This window comes from Sphingobacterium sp. B29, assembly GCF_001952815.1.
GTDB lineage: Bacteria > Bacteroidota > Bacteroidia > Sphingobacteriales > Sphingobacteriaceae > Sphingobacterium > Sphingobacterium siyangense.
In genome coordinates, this window is the sequence record NZ_CP019158.1 from 1,950,109 (window position 1) to 1,968,072 (window position 17,964).

Sequence of the window (17,964 nt, forward strand, 5' to 3'; positions counted from 1 at the left end):
ATACCTGCTATATTGTTGTATTTATTTTTCAAATAAGTCTTCAATCATTTGAATTTCTTCATTACGACTATAGTCTATATCATGTGTAATTTCCGAGCTATAATCGTCTTCTTCATAGCTATAACGATCTAAAATTTTATGTAATAAACTGTAAGAGTCAATATCTAAATCATGATTGAAATTTTCATAGAAATCTATAAGTCCACAATCACTGAAGAAAGAGTCATATGATTCACAATACTTATCGTTAATATAAGATCTTGTATAGGTTTCATCTGTATCGTGATATGTCTTTAGCACATCATTGTCAGATACTACTAATTCATAATCTTTGACATATTCATCGAACAAGCTGTTGATTTTAAGGGTCAGCTCCTCCTTTATTTCTTGAACACTTATTGTTTTGAATAAATCAATTTCATAAAGTTCATGAAGTTCTCTAACCTCTGAGAGATGATCTGATTCATATGCATTTTTTATTACTAAAAACATTAAAAGATTCCAGTTATCAGTGACTATTTTTATTATATTTTCGGGATAACAGGATTTAACACTTTTAAGAATAGTAATTAGCCGTGGGGAGAAGACATAAGCCTCGTATCCTAAGTTTAATAGGTCGTTGAAATATTTTATGAAAATATTTGTGTCATTAATTGTTTTAGGGCTAAAGAATTGATCTAGGCAATATATTATGTCAAAAATTACATGGCCGTAATGTTTGTTCATTACGTTATTTAAACAATTAACGAACGTTGGATAGTATTCTTTTATAAAATAATCATCGAGAATTATCTTATCTTTTCTTGTTCTGTCGAAATAACCTAGAAGTTGATTGGGCGAACTTATCGAAAATATGACTCTATTTCTTTCCTCTTTGCTTTTTTTTAGATAGTTTATTAAAAAATCAGCGATTGATGGATTCAAAAGTTGATATTCGTTAGTTCCATCTTTTGTTTTTATAGATGAGGCAAAACTTCCTAATAATTTTTTTAAGGATCTATTAAAAGGATCTAATTTTTTATGTATTCCATTTTCCCGAATTTCGTAGTTATATCGACAGTTGAACGCATGCTCTAGTTCATCATGACGTACGCGAGTTTTTGCAAAAGAAAAAAGTGATAATAATAAAAATCTGTCTTCATCCTCAAGTTGCCGTTCGAACGCAACTTTCCATATTTCGCGGGGATTGTCCAAATTTTTAAAGATAAATTCATCCACTGTGGTATAATATTCATGATCATAATTCTTTTGGTCAGTAATGAATTCAATTAACCTTGGGAAATAATTTTTATGCTCAATAATTTTTAAATAACTTTTGTTTTCAAAAAAGTGAATCTTATATTCATCACCCATATTGTTAAAGTAAAGGTGGTTGTATACAATTTTAGCTTTATCTAAAAGAGTGTAATTGTTTAATACAAGTTCATATTTAGATCTTTTATCAAATTTTTGGCGTGCAAAATGCTCATAATTATCTTTAGCTTGATTAAGGATAGTAGTTCTTGAAGTTAAGATAAGAAATTTGTTTTTTGATGATTCTATTTGTTCAATAAGGCTTATAATTTTATTCTCTGTATTTTTCGGATTAAGTATCGCATTAATGTTTGCTCCCAAAAAATCATCAAAAAAAAGAACCTGTTTAGTTTCAGGATCTTCGGACAATAAATGTAATGCGTCGCTGATTTTCTCATCAATATTGATTAGTTCATACCCCTTTCCAAGTAAGTCACAAATTAAGATATAAGCTAGCGTTGTTTTTCCAACCCCGGGTTCTCCTGAAATTATTACAAATTTATTCTCATTTAATTTGTCTATAGCATTTTGTAGGTTTTTCGTAGGTACATAAAGACTGGCATTCTTTAATATTTTAGTTTGGTGAAAATCTGACTGCGACCGCTGTCCGTTATGAAGTATAGCCTTTAAAACATTTGTACTGGTAAGCCAAAGCTTATAATATTTTTTTTCAATATCATGATGATCACTAATCAGCGATTCTATTCTATCTCGCCCATAAATATCTTGAGCTGATTTAATAAATGGATGCATTATGTTGATAATGTCATCGACTTGTTTGGGTGATAGATGGCAGGTTGTTGTTAAGATATATCTTTGAGGTTGCGGAGAAAGCATAGACATTTTTTCTTTCTCCTTTTTTAATGTTGATTTTAAATTAGAATAGGTCGATTTCGTATAGGCCTTGGCTTGAATGATGATCTCATTAATATTATAGGTAGAATATCTTAAATCTATTCCATCATCTTTTCCTGTTTTAAAATTTTGAAGTCGAACTCCTAATATCTTTTCAAGCAGATCCTTCGACATGCTCTCAAATTCTTTATCATTTAATACTTCGAGATTATAATTCATTTTAAGATTCTCTATTATTTATTCCATCTATCCTTATCTTTCCATTCGCATTTCTATAATTTCAAACAAGAGATACTATATAAGGATAGTTTTAGATAACATTTATTAAATATCATTTTTTGTCATAGGGCCTTGCCTTTTTTATCCTAATTTACAAGATTTCTTAAAAACCTAGATATTGTTCTAACTTTAGTATCTCCCCAAGGCATTAACCGTTTCTTAGGATAACTGACATATAGAAACCGTTTTGCTCTTGTGAAAGCAACGTAAGTGTTGTTTTTTTCTTGCTGTAACTCTTCGCCCCCCTTGTTAACGGATCGGTAATCCGGAAATGTGCCATCGTCAACCCCAATTAAGAATACAATTTCACTTTCTTGTCCCTTCATTGTGTGAACTGTGCTTAAACAAATCCCAATTTCTTTGTTTGTAGAAATATTCATCAATCCCAAGGCTAAAGCAGATTTAAAGCCTTCAAGTGTTGGTTTGAGGTTTTGCTTTTTGTATTGAGTTAGTTGATTGGAAAAATCCACTAATTCATCAATTGTCCTTTTCTTCTCATCATCTTCCAAGTTAGCTTCTTGAAATATATTTCTCAATTCGCCAATTTTCAGATGAATATTGTCCATTACGATTGAGTCGAGAATATTTTTAATGTTTGACGCTATTGGAAAATTGGAAGACTTTAACTCCTCGATATTATTTACATCTCTAACTTTTAAAATGTCTTCCAAACGCTTTTGGTGCAATTTGTCCAACGGATTAATTTTAATTCTAAAAAACAAGTCGAATATCTTCATAGCGTTAGAACTAAATTTAATACCAGTATTACTAGACTTATAATAAAACGGGAGGCCCTCGTTAGTTAATAGTTCTTCAATATGTTTGAATACAAACTTATTCCTACCAAGTATTGAAATTTTGTCAACATCAATATTTCCCTCAATATCTCGATGTGATTTAAGATCAAGAAGCTCGTTTATTTTTGTGAGTACAAATTTAGCTTCATCATGCTCAGAGGAAGCTTGATATATCTCAAACACTCCTGGTATAACATAATTGACAGCTTCAATTTTAAGATTCATAAGAATGTTCGATGCCTCAATTACCGACTTGGAACATCTATAATTCTCATCTAGTACAATCTTAATCGCTTGAAATTCATTAACGAAATCCTTCTGCATGAATGAAGATGAAGAACCGTTAAAGCCGTAAATTGACTGATTAGGATCTCCAACCATCATTATGTTTTTTATCATGTTACCACATAAAGATTTTAGGAGAAAGTATTGCAACTTATTAAGATCCTGACATTCATCGATACAAATATGAGAGTAGGATTTCCTGTAAAGATTTGCGACTGACTCATTGTTCGTAAATAATTCATACACCAACCTAATTATATCGTCAAAATCAATTGCATTGTTTGATTTCAAAATGTCTTGATAAGTTTCATACAAATATTGATATTCATTATTTTCTGAGTTTTCCGCCAACTCCTCCGCAGATAATATTTCTCGTTTTACAGTTGAAATAAACTGGAGGGCGTTATACGTATATTCATTCTTTTTTTTAGGGTCTAAATCATTATAAATTGAGTCAAAATAGGGAACAGATTTTATTGCCTGTTTTATTAATTCAATACGATCTGCGTCATCTTCAAAAATGTGTGGCATTTTTGAATAACCTAAAAGTTTAAATCTTAACTCAAGGATTGATTGACAGAAATTATGAAAAGTACCTACAAACACATTTTTCTTTATTATGTCACTTGTGCCTAGTCTCTCCCTGATTTCAGCAGCAGCCTGATTTGTAAAGGTTATAGCTAATATTTTTCCGTAAGATGAATCAGAAAGACGTTTGATTCTTTCTGTCAATACCCTGGTTTTTCCACTACCAGCACTAGCTAAAATAAGAAATGCACCTTCATTCAATTCGACGATTTCCTGTTGTTTTGGCGATAAATTAATCTGAAGCATCTATATTAGAATTTAAAATTACATTAACTCTCTCGAAAAGATCAGCAATTTTTGTCGGTAAAGATTTCTCTGAATTATATATTAATTCTGATAATGAGTCCGGATATTTAGTCTTATTTTGAGACAGTAAATCATTTAAAGCTCTTAAGTATCCCTCATCTCCATCATAGTCTCTCAACTCTTCTTGAAAAATATTTTGACTACATGTTTCACATATATCTTCCGTTTTTACTCGGCCTTTTGAAGTCCCATTTCTGTTAGCAATAAGTTCTTCTAGGTCTTCGATATCAAGGATTTTTTTTTAAGCAATTTTCAATTTCTTCAACGAATCCATTATTAGTTAAATATGATTCAAAATCATTTTCGTCATCAAAGTGAATTATATTAGATGGCAAAATAATATCATTAATATTAGCTCCTGAGCCAGATAATTTTTTATAATCTTTTTTTAACTTTTTTATTATGTTAGCTTCACCGTCACTTAAAATAAACCATTTTAAATTGTGTTTCTCGGCAAAGTGGATAAATGGAAAATAATTCCCTCCACCATCAATGCCAACAATATCAATACCTAGTTCAATTGTACTTTTTCTAAAGTGTTTTTTTATCAAAAGGGGAAGAGTCTGTTCTTCAGTTTCACCTTCGCATAATATTACTACTTTTGAAAAGTAAAGCTCTCCGCGAGTATTAATTACTTGACGATAAATCTTTCTTATTTCTTCTGAGGTCAATTCCGCTTCATCTATTTTACCAATTTTCGTAATGGTCGCAGATTTTATTACACTCCTAACCTCTTTCAATTTGGCACTTCCTGCAATATAAGCAGAATGAGTTGAAATTATTTTCTGACCAACTATGTCATTAATCTGTGAGTATAACTTCTTCTGAGCATTTGGATGCAAATGAGACTCAGGCTCCTCAATTGCGATAATTGGATAATATGCTACTTCGTTGTCATCTGCTAATTTTTTGTTTTGCAGAATAAATGCTTTTAAAATTAAAAGTGAAGACCAACTACGAGTTCCCATCCCATGATATTCCATTGAAAACTGAGAGTAATTTATCTTAACTCCTTTGTTTAAATCTCTGATTTTCTTCGTGAATGGAGCTATATCCACAGTATTTTGAGGATTATCCATCGCTGTGTCCAATTCTGTTAATGTTGTGTGAAGGTTTGTTAGAACTTCACTTCGTTCGATGGTCTCTTTATTGAGGTCTCTAATGAGAGTTTCAATCAAATTTTTATCGTCATTATTGTATGTAATTGAAGACAAAATCTTACCTAGGAAAGACGTTTTATTTTTTAAATCATCGAGAATGTCTCGGTTTGCATCTAAATAAAAAAAAGGAATTTCATCGAAATAAAAACTCAATTCATTGGGATATTCTTTCATATACCAATATTCGTCTGCCTCATCGCAAAATGGTACCCATTCATCAATAATACACTGCTTTTTCTTGTAGGTTTTCCTAATCAGATTTTCTTCAATTACCGTTCTAAAAGCAAGAAACTGGTAACCATTTTCGTCAATTCCAATTCTGTCTGTTGTGAAAACAGTAGCCCATTTATCTTCAAATTCTGCAATATGTTCCCCATCATCATTGTTACTTATGAATAATACGTCAACTATAATTTTGTTTCTGATCACTGCATCAGAGAAATGGAAATCATCATCAGTAATCTGCAATGTATTTGATAAAGCTAATTGCAAAGACTTTAATAGAGTTGTTTTTCCCGCATTATTTGTTCCTACAAGCACCGTTGTTGGCTCAAAGTCAATCTCAATATTGTCCAATCCTCGAAACCCGTGCACCCTCAACTGTTTTAATTGTATTGCCATATAGCTTCTATTTAGCCTAATTTTTTATTACAAAGTCAATGAAAAATTATATTTACTCTTTTGTCAATTTCATTAAATGGAGTTGTTATTAACTGTATACTGGGGTTTCAAGTAGTGTTTTTTCATTACTTAGTGTTTTTCTAATTATTTTCCCTTCAACTTCCTAACCTCATCCGCCAAATCAGCAACTACCTTCGTTAAATCCAGAATCGCTTGTGTCTTAACCTCATCGTCCTGAACGAGTTTCTCTAAAAGTGCCTCCAATTTATTGTCAGATTCATAAGTAATTTTAGGGAAGTGATTAAGACTGTTTTGCTTAGATGAATCTTGGTTATGTTGTATATAATAAATAGCCTTTTCTTCATTGAAGGCACGAATAAATTCGACAGTTACCCCTAAAGCGTCAGCCAACTCCTTTAAGGCTGGTTCTGAAATAGTCCAGGAGTTTTCAAACTCAGAAATGCGTCGTTGGTCAAATTTGCTTTCGCATTTTTGTCCTAAAGCCTCCTGTTTTATACCCATGATTTCACGAATTCTCTTTAGATTTTTTCCTTCGTGTATTTTCTCTTCTTGAAATGCAACGCCCATTTTTTATAGATTTTAATAAGTTCGGTAATTTACCGGTATTTTACCATTTTGCTCTAAATAATTGGTTCCTTACCTTTGATATAAAGATACGATTATTTGTCGATAAAATGAGCTTTATACATAGTCTAAAGCCACTTTTAAAGTGAATTATTTGTCTTTAGTAGATTAAAACAATACATTTGCACCATCTTAGGTGGCTGCACTTATGAGTCTTGTCTGTGAAACGTGAGAAATTTCAAATGGAGCAAGGCGATAAGTGGATCAAAACGCCCGTCAGCAATGGCGCGGCGTCCGCTTACTCGTTCCATCGGCTTCTCACGGCCGCACAGACGGTAGGTTGGATGTCGCGCCATTGCCATTTCTGATACCTGCTAAGGGACTCGTTTTTATAAACAAACGAGTTATGAACAAAAAACAACAATCAAAAAGCATCATCACTGCCCCCGAGTAGCTCGGCTGGTGTGGCCAAATTAGATTTGGCTTCTCTTTGCCATGGACCGCGTAACGCCAATATTATACACCTGTGTGACCCCTCATTCAAACGCGCTCTGGCTCCCAGAATGAATTAATTATTACTAATGTGAACTGAGTAACATCAGGCTCCCAATAAAAAGCTGGTTTCGATCGGAGAGGGGATGCTATGTACTTTCGGTTAAAGATTACAGACTGAAAAATGAAAAGGATTTTAGCGATGCAATTTGCTTTTGATTGGTTTATTTATGAAGTCCATAAGGTTGATTACAGCCCTATAAACGAGATTGAAGCATTTTGGAATCACTATGCACTAGAGACTGTATCTGCTAATATACTCCAGCTTTTGAGCACATATCTTGATGGTGGCTTAGGAGAAAATAGGCTTCTAAAAGATGAGGAAATGCAAGAATTTGCAACCGCATTGTATCGGGTGTTGATCGCCTACAATGTCGCCAATTATCGCAATATAGACCTACGTAAAATGCAGCTGTCAGCAGAAGCTGAAGAGCGCATCGGAAAAGAGCTAGAATTGAGCAAGAAAGTCGCTGAGTTTTTCAGTAGGTTATCGAAATAACCTCCAACAAACTAAATAATGAATATCCTGAAATTTTTAGCCTTTTTAAGGGGCTATATAACCTATATATTTCAAGTACCTGTGAAGCACTACTTAAGCACAGATATAGTACTAATTACGCAAAATTTGCGTAAGAAAATTAGACAAGGAAAAACGTACTTCAAAGGTACTTCGATCCTGCTAAAAAAGCGCTGTGAGATTAGCGCTCAAAATCTTCTAGAAAAAGCAGATTCTTCGGGCAGCCTTCGGCTTTTTTTTGAGTGTCCTTCGACACTGCGTCGTACCAGCGTCGCCTCATCTTCGGGAACGCCTCGACTGTTGTTCGACTGCGCTTCGGGTAGGAGTCGAAGCGTACTCGAAGCCCTGCCGAAGCCCAGCCGAAAGGGTGCCAAGCCTGTCTCGAACATGTCCCGAAGAAGTCTCGAAGCTGAGTCGAAGGCCAGCCGAAGAGGGGGAAAGGCATCACCTTCTTCGGACTTTTGCCTGACCAACTTCGCCCCAACTTCTGCCTTTCATGCAGTCGGCCTTGAGTTTTCATCGGGATCTCATCGGGCCACACCGATCAAAACCCGATGCGGACTCGATGAAAATCCGATGAAATGTAAAAATTCGGCAGGAATTGCTCAAAAGATGGTCGAAGATTTTCAGCAGGTGGGAGATGCTAGATTGACTTATGGAGTAGAATCTGAACGATCTGTTTTAAGGTTCTTTAAGTCGATCTGTAAGGCTTTGGTGTTTCAAGCCAATACTTTGCTTGGATTACTAGGTCCAGTTGTTCAGCGGGCTTTAAAATACTTTTTATTCGTTGCAGATTATAAGCGTGCCTATCTTATGATTTTGACATGCTTGTTTTTATGTTTAGTTTCTATGTTTAGTTTACCAGCTCAGACGCCCCGCAAGGACAGCGGGGCCGATGGGCTATCCAGTCTCGCTGCGCTAAAACCGGGCGATAAGATCCCGGATGCGGTATGGAACCAGCCGCTTGAACTCAATTATTTCAATGGGAAAAAGAAAACAATCAAATTCGCTGATCTGAAAGGGAAGCTGATCCTGCTGGATTTTTGGTCCACTGGCTGCCCAAGCTGCATTGAAGGAATTCCCAAAATGGAATGGATACAGCAGCGTTTTACGGGTAACATACAGATCATAATGGTCAATAGTAAGCGGAATAAAGATACAGCAAAACGGATAAAGACAAGATTTGAGAAATTTAAAGCTGATTTTAATTTTACGCCTTCTCTACCCACAGTATTAGATGATACCATATTTACCGCATTGTTTGCGCATAATACCCTACCTGCATTGGCGGTAGTTGATACATATGGTGTCTTTATTGCCATGACCAGCTCGCATTCTTTGACGGACAAAAATATTCAGGCTTTGTTGGATGGAAATGCCGTGTTAAAGAACGAAGGCAATTATAAAAACCTCACTCGAAGTGCTGCTGAACCGCTATTGGATACTGTGGGGGTGCATTACATTTCTGCATTTGGGGGATATAGAAACCATTATTTGCCTGTTTACCCGAATCTGAATCATAAGAATGGGACAACGTTCCTTCAAATGGGCAATCAGAGTCTACAGTTTATGCTCTTTCAAGCCTATGGGCAGGCGCTCAAAGGATTCCGACAAAATGATCTGGTCATAGATGCTCGTCTCGGCAGACAGTTCAAAGAAAAGTTGTTGAATGTAAATAGCACCCAAAATAAGTATTGGTATCAGTTTTACACCGATGACTCGGTATCCCGCCCACAATTTGCGGATATTTTTTGTCGAGAATTTCAGAACTATTTTAAAATTGCTGTCGCGCGTAAAAGCGACAGCATCGAACTGTATAAAATACGATTCTCCGATAAGATCAAAACCATTCTTACCAGTGGAAAGGCTTCAATTGCACGGTTTCAAGGGATAGGTGAAGAGGCTTTCTATCAGAATATCCCTATCGGTCTGTTTCTGCAGAATCTCTTTTATGCTTTTGATCTTCCGACTGAACTAAAGGAGAAGGAAAATTTTAATATCGATATCACCATACCTGCTGGCTTTGTCCGGTGGACAGAACAAGAAAAGTTAACTTTTCTGAACGAAAGAGGGATAGTGTTTAGTGCTGTGAAAGAATACAGAAGTTATCCTTTAGTTTATCCAATCTACTAGTCCGAAGTAATGAAAGTAGGATTATTAACGCTGCTATGCAGCGTAAGCATCTTGCTGGGCAAGGCTCAGCAGATGCAACGGATGGAGGTTAAAGGACGCGTACTAAATAGTACGGATAGATCTCCTGTGCCAAATGCCAATATTCGCGTGATGAATAAACAGCAGGTAACGCGTACTGATGGCAAGGGGCAGTTTGCTTTAATTGGTGTTGTCGATAGGGACTCGTTGGCAGTCAGTTCGGTGGGATATCACAGCCGCACCGTGGCCGGAGGTTATTTTAGAGATAATGCAGTGATATTGCTTCAAAAGGAAGAAAACTATTTGCAGGAGGTACAGGTAAATACCGGCTATCAGACGCTTCGGGCAAACGAAGTCACGGGGGCTATAAATGTAATTTCCCGAAAAATGTTGGATCAGCAGGTAGGGACCAATATCCTGCAGCGTCTTAACAATGTCGTTCCCGCTATTCGCTTTGACAATCAGCCGATCAAAAATGCTATGCAGCAGAAGCTAAATGTTTCTGTTCGGGGACTAAGTACCATTAACGGTAATCTTGATCCTTTAATTGTGCTGGATGGGTTTATCTATGAGGGTGATATTACCAACATAGACCCTGCGATGATTGAATCGGCTACGGTTTTGAAAGATGCTGCGGCGAGTGCTATATGGGGCGCCCGGGCAGGAAATGGTGTAATTGTACTGACCACCAAGAAAGGTATGATAGGTACAAATACCCGCAATAAAATTACGTTTGGAAGTACGATGATCGTTAAAGATCGCCCAAATCTGTCGCAGCTATATCAGGTTCCGAATGCTGATTTTATAGCTATTGAAAAGATGCTGTTCGATGGAGGACATTATGATGTTTTTCTACAATCATTTCCTTATGTAGCAATGACCCCCGTAATTGATATTTTGGACCGTACAAAAAATGGAAAGATTTCGTCATTGGATTCCACAGAAGCAATCAATAACCTCTTGGCGCAGGACGGTTTGAAGAATTATTCAGACGCTTTTTATAGATCACCGATGTCCATGCAGTATAATTTGCATATCGCCGGTGGCAATGCAAAAAACAGTTATGGGTTAGGATTAGGCTACACGAAAACAACAACTGAATTAGATAGCCGAAATAGAAAATGGAATCTGCTATTTTCAAATAGTTATCGTCCGATCGCAAACTTGCAGGTCGATCTGAATGTGAACTATACCGATCATAGGGATCAATCGGGGAGACCTGATTATTCCAGCCTGAGCTATGGTAGCAAATCGGTTCCCTATATGCAGTTCTTTGATAATGACGGTAAGGAAATATCGTTTGACGGGGATTTTAGAAGGTCGTATCTCGACCAGAATTTTGGTGCTAATTATTTAGACTGGTCTTACTATCCGCTGTCGGAATATAACTATTCGAAGACTACCAAAAACTTGACCGAGCTCTTTGCATCGGCCGGTATATCTTATCAGATCTTGCCCTACCTCAAGTTAACCGCTTCAGGACAATATCAAAAGCAGGCTTCCAAGAGTGAGTTTTTAAGTGAAATGGAAAGTTATAGTGCTCGTCTGTTGATCAATAAATTTACACAGGTGGATCCGGTGACTGGAAAAGTAAGCTATCCGGTGCCGCGTGCGGGAATTAACAAAATTGGTGAAAGTGAGGGACAGTCGTACACGTTGCGTAGTCAGCTCAATTTAGATAAACGATTGAGTGCGCATTACTTAATCGGCATCTTTGGTGCTGAGATGCGGCAGAATACACAGAGCGGAGCAGCCTATACTGTGTATGGATACAACAGCATCCCCCTGACGTCGCAGGCTGTAGACTTTATAAACCTTTACCGCACCAGTCCCGATGCACTATTACAGACAATAGGGGGAAGTCCGGATTTCACAAAAACGGTCAATAGGTTTGTTTCGACATACATCAATTTTTCTGATATATGGAAGGAGAAATATGCCATTTCTTTCAGTTTTAGGCAGGATGGAGCCAATATATTTGGAGCCAATACAAATGATAAATGGTCACCCCTATGGTCTGTGGGTGGTTTTTGGGATCTCGGTAAAGAGCAGTTTATGGAGCTGTCTTGGTTGAATAATCTCAAGCTCAGAGCTACATTTGGTTACAGTGGTAACGTTGATCTGACCAGAACGCCCGAACCCATTGCAAATATTGAGACAGCCCGTTATACGAATTACCCCATGTTAAATATCCGAAACCTAAATGATCCTTCGCTCCGATGGGAGAAGGTCGGAACTTTCAATCTAGGACTGGATTATGCTTTATTTAAAAACCGGATCTCGGGCAGTGTTGACTATTATGTGAAAAATGGAAAAGACCTGTATGGTACCACAGATTATGATTATACAACCTGGGGAGCACAGGCAACAGTGGTCAAAAATGTCGGCGCCATGCGTGGTCATGGACTCGATCTGGCTTTGAATAGTATCAATACAATCAATAGGCTCAAATGGAGTACGAGGCTGGTATTAAGCCTGAATAAAAACAAAACGACCGCATATTATAGAAGCGTGAACCAAGGGCTCGGCAATTTTCTCGGCAATGGGAATGGCATCACGCCGATAGTAGGAAGACCTTTAAATGCAATAGCGGCTTATCGATGGGCTGGACTGAATGAACAGGGGCAGCCACAGGGATACCTGAACGGTGAAGTCAGTACAGAATATCTCAAGATCAGAAATGCGTCCCTACAGAGCGCTTCGGATTCAGAAAGTATTGTCTTTATCGGCTCTTCCAAACCTCAGCTGTTTGGCAATCTCATCAATACCTTTGCGTGGAAAGCATTTTCGATGTCTTTTAACATGAGCTTTAAAGCTGATTATTATTTTCAAAAGCCGTCCACGTCTTACTACTCACTCTTCGAGCAGGGCGTGGCTTATCCCGATTTTGAAAATCGCTGGATGAAGCCTGGCGATGAAAAGCAGACCAGCATGCCTAAAATGGAATATCCGATAAATGATAATCTCAGTACATTTTATACCCAATCGGAAATTCATGTACTCAAAGGAGACCATATCCGCTTGGAATATATTAATGCCGCCTGGGAACATAGGCTACCCGGTAAGAACGAAATGAAATTTAGGCTGTATGGGAATATTGCTAACCTAGGTGTAATCTGGAGGACCAATAGGAAACATATTGATCCTGAATTTGCATATCGTCTAACACCTCCAAAAACATTTTCATTGGGAATTCAAATAGATTATTAAGAGATGAAAACAATAATTATAAGTATAACTCTGGGCTTTGCTACACTAATTTTCGGGGCTTGTGATAAATATTTAGATGTACAATCCAATAATAAATTGGTTGTACCCAAAGAACTGGATGACTTACAGAAACTACTGGACAATGTACGTGTAATGAACAATAATTTTTGTTCACGTGGTGAAAAGGCCTGTGACGATTATTTTATTCCTGAGAGCAATTACAAAGCATTGAATGATGTGGAGAAGCTGGATTATATCTGGGAAGATTCCCAATATAATTTTTCCAACGATTGGTCGAGCATGTACAATGTTGTATATATAGCTAATCTCGTACTGGAGCGTCTTGATAAAATTGATAGAAATGAACAGAATGCTGCAAAATGGGACGGTATTAAAGGCGCTGCCCTATTTTTTCGTGCCAATAGTTATCTCAGTTTGTTATGGACCTATGCCAAGGCCTATCAGCAGAATGCCGCTGAGACGGATCTAGGTATTGTTCTTCGGGAAACATCGGATTTTAATGTGAAATCCGTACGGGCTTCCGTGGAAGATAGTTATAAAAAAGTGATCACAGATCTGGAAACTTCGATTTCGCTTCTGCCATTGGAATCGGATCATGTGGTACAGCCAAGTAAGCCAGCTGTATATGGGGTTTTGGCAAGAGCTTATCTTTCGATGCGTCAATATGATCTGGCATTAAAATATGTTGAGCTGTATTTGGAACGGCGAAACGAGCTACTTGATTATAATAACAGCAATGAGGTAAAATTGACGGCCACTTTTCCCTTTAGTTTATTCAATAAAGAGACTACATTCTATATGGAACTGAAGGCAACGATACTGAGTAATGCATATTCAAATATCGATTCTGTACTCTATCGCTCTTATGATTCCAATGACCTGCGGAAGCAAGCGTATTTTAAAGTGTTAAATAATGTAATCAATTTTAAAGGGCAGTATTCAGGAAGTACGCTTTTATTTGGCGGCGTGGCTACAGATGAAATATACCTGATCCGGGCGGAGTGTCTGGCGCGAGCGGGCGAGTTGATAGAAGCGCAAGCAGATCTTAATAAACTTTTGGCGACGCGATATAAAGCAGGAACCTATAAACCTTATCTTTTGACGGAGGCGGGGGAGGTGCTGAAAGTGATATTAAGCGAAAGACGGAAAGAGCTGGTCTATCGAGGGGTGAGGTGGATGGATATCAAACGATTAAATCTGGAAGGGCAGGAAATCGTCTTAAAAAGAGTAGTCGATGGGAAAGAATATAGGCTTTTGCCCAACGAAAACCGGTATGCATTACCTCTGCCGGCAGATATTGTGAGGATAGCAGGAATTCCTCAAAATCCACGTTAATTTACGATAATAGCGGCCCTGTATAGGGCCACTATTAATTGATGCAAGTCGAATCTCTAATTTCGATTAATCGGATTAAACTGCATAGGGTTAGACCCCGGCTCCAACGATGGAATGTATCCGGAGCTGGTAGATGTCGCTTCGATCGCTATTTTGCTCGAGTCGAAAGAAGTTCCAGAACTGTTAAGGTCTGTTGGATCAACCTGAACTGCACAAGCGAGCTCATCTTGGTTATTACAACTTTTGCCATTAGGAGATGTGCTCCATTGCGGCAAATCTTCTACCTGTGTGAGATCTGTTGGAGTCCCGTGAAAATAAACAGTTACAGGAGCTAAACTTTTTCCTGTATAAGCCTCAGCACCTTTAAATGCTGAGAATCCGATAATCATGGCTCCGCCTAATATCATGTAGCCATAATTGTTTAAAAATTTGGTTAGCATAATGCTACCCTCCTTTCTGTACTGCAAGCCAATAATTGATGAGTAAAGTTTTTGGCCTGCAAACTTTTGGTAAATAATTGTTGTCGGTACGGTTCTGTGTACCGATCGTATCTGTATGCCAGGCTGCCTACTATAGGCCTACTGACGGTGTCATATACTGGAGCATGGTCTATGCTGTCTGGCATATACCAGATTTCATGTGTTGGTTTAATTGCTGCGTTTTTATAGTTTACAATTCCTGTTGCTAGAATAACCGTGAGAAAGAGGCCGACAGCGGTCTTGTTGGTTAAATTGCTTTGGCCGTGAAGGAAAACCTTACGATTGAGTATTTGCCCTGCTAGCGATAGACCAAGAATAACGAGGTTAAAGATCAGATGCGCTGTCCAGGAGATATGACTGAGAAAGCTGGTACACATACAAGGTTTCTTGTCATACACATCGAGGACGCCAAGGGCAATATAAATCGAAAATAAGGTGATCATGATAGTCGATGCTATCCAGCCCCAATGCTGTAAACGGCGTGCAGGCAACCCAAGCAAAGCTCCGATGCTAATTTCCAGCAGCGGAAGCAGCCAAAAAAGTATTGGCGCAAGGATGCTAATGACCGGTTGCTGCTGCAGTGCAATATGAAATGCATTGAGCTGCCAGAGTTTTTCAATACCTACATAAACCCAAAAGAGGATCATGGCCGCCCGGAGGATTTTGTAAATTGTTGTATTGGTTTTGTTCGCTTCCATAGCTTTAATTATTTGTACAGCGTCACTTATTATTTTCTCCGCTGTTTTTTTCTTTCCAAAAACAGGGCGCCATACCTGTGCGCCCTGCTCGGGTACAGCGGCCTGCTACAGCGTCAACTTCTACCTTTCGTACGCTTCAAAACAAAGATAGATCGGATTTTAGCCGACTGCAGGGGTAGTAGATGGGGCATATTGAGCCAGCGAATACCGTTCTAAATAGCTGTATGAATGGGGGCGGGGAATTAGAGACGAAATAACTGCTATGGGCATGGCGGAGCAAAATAGCCGACAGAAATGATTTTAAACAAGATTTAAAACCTGATCAATTCTTTTAGCGCAGGGGTAACGTGGGAATACCCCTGCTTTTTAAAATTTGGATGTATTTTTATCCATTTAATTCGGGGAATTTTTCGTGCAATTCATTCAGCATCGTTTTCAATACTTTGCGTAGATGGACAGCAGCGGGAAATTCGCTGCCTCTATCCATCTTTGTGAGGCTGTGTATCGAAAGCAGTATGCCTTCCTTGGTTTTAACGAGTTTTGAAAATTCTTCCGCAGCTTCCTTTTTCTCGGACGAGCGCATGACTTTGGCCTTCACACATAAATGTAGCCAGAGTTTGAGCTCCTTGCCATTCAGATTGCTATGGATAAACCGATAGGGAACAGCACTGGATGACTTATCATCTGCCGTTTCCATTTCAATATACTGGCACATCAGCATGAGCAGCGTGCTGCGGTTGGGATCATAGGCAAAGCCCGGGATGGCGGAAAAATGCTGCGGATACCGCAATAGATTGTCGGTAGCGGCCGGGTCAGCTTCGTAGAACTCCTTCCAGCGATTTAAAAAGCCGATATGGTTAAAATTAAAATTGATCATCAAGATCAAAAAGCGGGAAGGCCAGTTTTTATGCTGACGCTCGTCCTGAGCCAGTTGCCTGAGTGCATCAATCAGCTGAACAAGGTAGTGCTGATGATGATATTGCAGGTAGGGTATTTTGCCCCGCTGGAAAAGGCTCTCAATGGCGGAATGCACTTCATCCAGATAAGCTTGGGGAATCTGTTTAAGCCTTAACCTCTCTAAGCTGTCTTCGAGGTGAAGATCTATATATTGCCTGATGCGTTTTTCATGATGCTGCGGTAGCGGTGTCAGAGGATTGATATCTTTCTTAAATAAAAATTCTACACTTTCCAGTAGTTCCTCCACCCGATGAAGCGCATTGAGTTCCTCAGAAATGGACCGATCGCAGCAGGTGTATAATACTTCATGCAGGCGAAGTAACTGCGTATGGTAGAGCTGTATGCCGCGGATCGCCTGATCGGCATGGGTATATTGCCGATGGAGGGCCAGGGCGTCGTTCAAATGTTCGGTACAGGCAGAAGCAATGGCTTCCAGTTGTTTGGTTCGGCTGGAAGGGCTGATATGGGCAAAGGTCTCTATTAAAAGCATCAGGGGATATAAGCTTGTGATCATTTGTACCTCCTTTTCATTTCTTTGTGATACCATGGCCAGCCATATACACCCGGATGCAGCGTCATGTTCAGCTTGCCGCCCTCTTTTGCCTGCTCAAAAGTCTTTGGATGTACCTCGACCGGAAATTGGTATTTCTCATCTTCATACGTAAATGACACCAATAATTCATGTATGTCGCAGCAGACTGGGCATTTCTGTACCACTTCGGCCTGAATATAGACTGCTTTGGGGCTATCGACATGTTTGCAATTGTTCATAATAAGGTTCATCCGGATATACCAGGTACAGGCAAGGAGCATCAGTGGAAATTGGAGGGCGTACAGCGTAATCAGGTTGGCACGTTTAAAGAAAATTAAATGGGCTACCGCACAGCTGCCAAGAGCGATAGGGAAGGCATGTTTAAATGCTGGCTTCAGCGGCTGCGAGCTGAGCAGCAGTTCATAGGGTAAGCGGTCATACACCGCTATACTGCAGATCTGAATACAAATAAAAAATAGAGCAAAAAGCTGGAGCACCACATGGTGGCTACGGATTTCCAAAAAAGGAATCAGCAGGACTAGGACACCGATACTATAAACCTTTAGGTAAAATGCCGACGCTAAAAAGGATCCATATACAGTCACCACGATCGCGATAAAAATCAGGATGTGATTTCGGCTGATCCGTCTGAAAAAATGCATGGGAGGTCTCATACGCAGGGCTGTTAAATCAATGATTTGATATCAAATTAAAATTACCTATAACGCATGCTATTTGGTTTG

12 protein-coding genes are annotated in these 17,964 nt (G+C 38.4%); 4 read left to right on the forward strand and 8 right to left on the reverse strand.

Annotated features, from left to right (window positions below; all coding sequences use genetic code 11):
- Nucleotides 1-21 precede the first annotated feature (21 nt).
- The 4 genes from BV902_RS08180 to BV902_RS08195 form a co-directional block, all read right to left on the reverse strand.
- Nucleotides 22-2,367, reverse strand: coding sequence for a restriction endonuclease (locus BV902_RS08180; RefSeq protein ID WP_075991514.1), 2,346 nt, complete (start codon nucleotides 2,365-2,367; stop codon nucleotides 22-24).
- A 146-nt stretch (nucleotides 2,368-2,513) separates the two neighbouring features.
- Nucleotides 2,514-4,343, reverse strand: a complete 1,830-nt coding sequence (locus BV902_RS08185; protein ID WP_075991515.1) for an ATP-dependent helicase — start codon at nucleotides 4,341-4,343, stop codon at nucleotides 2,514-2,516.
- A 287-nt stretch (nucleotides 4,344-4,630) separates the two neighbouring features.
- Entirely contained in the window at nucleotides 4,631-6,184 is a 1,554-nt protein-coding gene (locus BV902_RS08190) for an AAA family ATPase (protein ID WP_075991516.1), read from the reverse strand.
- Between the two features lie 144 nt (nucleotides 6,185-6,328).
- The gene (locus BV902_RS08195) at nucleotides 6,329-6,772 is read right to left on the reverse strand and encodes a helix-turn-helix domain-containing protein (RefSeq protein ID WP_075991517.1); all 444 of its coding nucleotides are present in this window, start codon (nucleotides 6,770-6,772) and stop codon (nucleotides 6,329-6,331) included.
- Nucleotides 6,773-7,445: 673 nt separating this feature from the next.
- Here BV902_RS08195 and BV902_RS08200 point away from each other — a divergent pair.
- The 4 genes from BV902_RS08200 to BV902_RS08215 all read left to right on the forward strand — a co-directional run bounded on the left by BV902_RS08200 (nucleotide 7,446) and on the right by BV902_RS08215 (nucleotide 14,555).
- Complete coding sequence (locus BV902_RS08200) at nucleotides 7,446-7,820, forward strand: hypothetical protein (protein WP_157625954.1); 375 nt, start codon at nucleotides 7,446-7,448, stop codon at nucleotides 7,818-7,820.
- A gap of 126 nt (nucleotides 7,821-7,946) precedes the next feature.
- Nucleotides 7,947-9,971: a TlpA family protein disulfide reductase gene (locus tag BV902_RS08205; RefSeq protein WP_172840656.1), complete on the forward strand. Its 2,025-nt coding sequence runs from the start codon at nucleotides 7,947-7,949 to the stop codon at nucleotides 9,969-9,971.
- A gap of 9 nt (nucleotides 9,972-9,980) precedes the next feature.
- Nucleotides 9,981-13,199, forward strand: a complete 3,219-nt coding sequence (locus BV902_RS08210; RefSeq protein WP_075991520.1) for a SusC/RagA family TonB-linked outer membrane protein — start codon at nucleotides 9,981-9,983, stop codon at nucleotides 13,197-13,199.
- A 3-nt stretch (nucleotides 13,200-13,202) separates the two neighbouring features.
- Nucleotides 13,203-14,555, forward strand: coding sequence for a RagB/SusD family nutrient uptake outer membrane protein (locus tag BV902_RS08215; RefSeq protein ID WP_075991521.1), 1,353 nt, complete (start codon nucleotides 13,203-13,205; stop codon nucleotides 14,553-14,555).
- A gap of 56 nt (nucleotides 14,556-14,611) precedes the next feature.
- Here the strand turns inward: BV902_RS08215 and BV902_RS08220 are convergent, their stop codons facing one another.
- The 4 genes from BV902_RS08220 to BV902_RS08235 all read right to left on the reverse strand — a co-directional run bounded on the left by BV902_RS08220 (nucleotide 14,612) and on the right by BV902_RS08235 (nucleotide 17,895).
- Nucleotides 14,612-14,995: a hypothetical protein gene (locus BV902_RS08220; RefSeq protein ID WP_075991522.1), complete on the reverse strand. Its 384-nt coding sequence runs from the start codon at nucleotides 14,993-14,995 to the stop codon at nucleotides 14,612-14,614.
- Nucleotides 14,989-15,732, reverse strand: coding sequence for a MauE/DoxX family redox-associated membrane protein (locus BV902_RS08225; protein WP_075991523.1), 744 nt, complete (start codon nucleotides 15,730-15,732; stop codon nucleotides 14,989-14,991). The genes BV902_RS08220 and BV902_RS08225 overlap by 7 nt, the downstream gene beginning before the upstream one ends.
- A gap of 385 nt (nucleotides 15,733-16,117) precedes the next feature.
- Complete coding sequence (locus tag BV902_RS08230) at nucleotides 16,118-17,203, reverse strand: hypothetical protein (RefSeq protein WP_075991524.1); 1,086 nt, start codon at nucleotides 17,201-17,203, stop codon at nucleotides 16,118-16,120.
- Nucleotides 17,200-17,895, reverse strand: coding sequence for a hypothetical protein (locus BV902_RS08235; protein ID WP_157625956.1), 696 nt, complete (start codon nucleotides 17,893-17,895; stop codon nucleotides 17,200-17,202). The genes BV902_RS08230 and BV902_RS08235 overlap by 4 nt, the downstream gene beginning before the upstream one ends.
- Nucleotides 17,896-17,964: the final 69 nt, after the last annotated feature.

What these genes read in the sequence shown, in the direction of transcription:
- BV902_RS08190 (WP_075991516.1), bottom strand. Translation starts at nt 6,184, where the DNA reads ATGGCAATACAATTAAAACAGTTGAGGGTGCACGGGTTTCGAGGATTG.
- BV902_RS08225 (WP_075991523.1), bottom strand. Translation starts at nt 15,732, where the DNA reads ATGGAAGCGAACAAAACCAATACAACAATTTACAAAATCCTCCGGGCG.
- BV902_RS08200 (WP_157625954.1), top strand. Translation starts at nt 7,446, where the DNA reads ATGAAAAGGATTTTAGCGATGCAATTTGCTTTTGATTGGTTTATTTAT.
- BV902_RS08230 (WP_075991524.1), bottom strand. Translation starts at nt 17,203, where the DNA reads ATGATCACAAGCTTATATCCCCTGATGCTTTTAATAGAGACCTTTGCC.
- BV902_RS08185 (WP_075991515.1), bottom strand. Translation starts at nt 4,343, where the DNA reads ATGCTTCAGATTAATTTATCGCCAAAACAACAGGAAATCGTCGAATTG.
- BV902_RS08220 (WP_075991522.1), bottom strand. Translation starts at nt 14,995, where the DNA reads ATGCTAACCAAATTTTTAAACAATTATGGCTACATGATATTAGGCGGA.
- BV902_RS08210 (WP_075991520.1), top strand. Translation starts at nt 9,981, where the DNA reads ATGAAAGTAGGATTATTAACGCTGCTATGCAGCGTAAGCATCTTGCTG.
- BV902_RS08180 (WP_075991514.1), bottom strand. Translation starts at nt 2,367, where the DNA reads ATGAATTATAATCTCGAAGTATTAAATGATAAAGAATTTGAGAGCATG.
- BV902_RS08235 (WP_157625956.1), bottom strand. Translation starts at nt 17,895, where the DNA reads ATGAGACCTCCCATGCATTTTTTCAGACGGATCAGCCGAAATCACATC.
- BV902_RS08215 (WP_075991521.1), top strand. Translation starts at nt 13,203, where the DNA reads ATGAAAACAATAATTATAAGTATAACTCTGGGCTTTGCTACACTAATT.
- BV902_RS08195 (WP_075991517.1), bottom strand. Translation starts at nt 6,772, where the DNA reads ATGGGCGTTGCATTTCAAGAAGAGAAAATACACGAAGGAAAAAATCTA.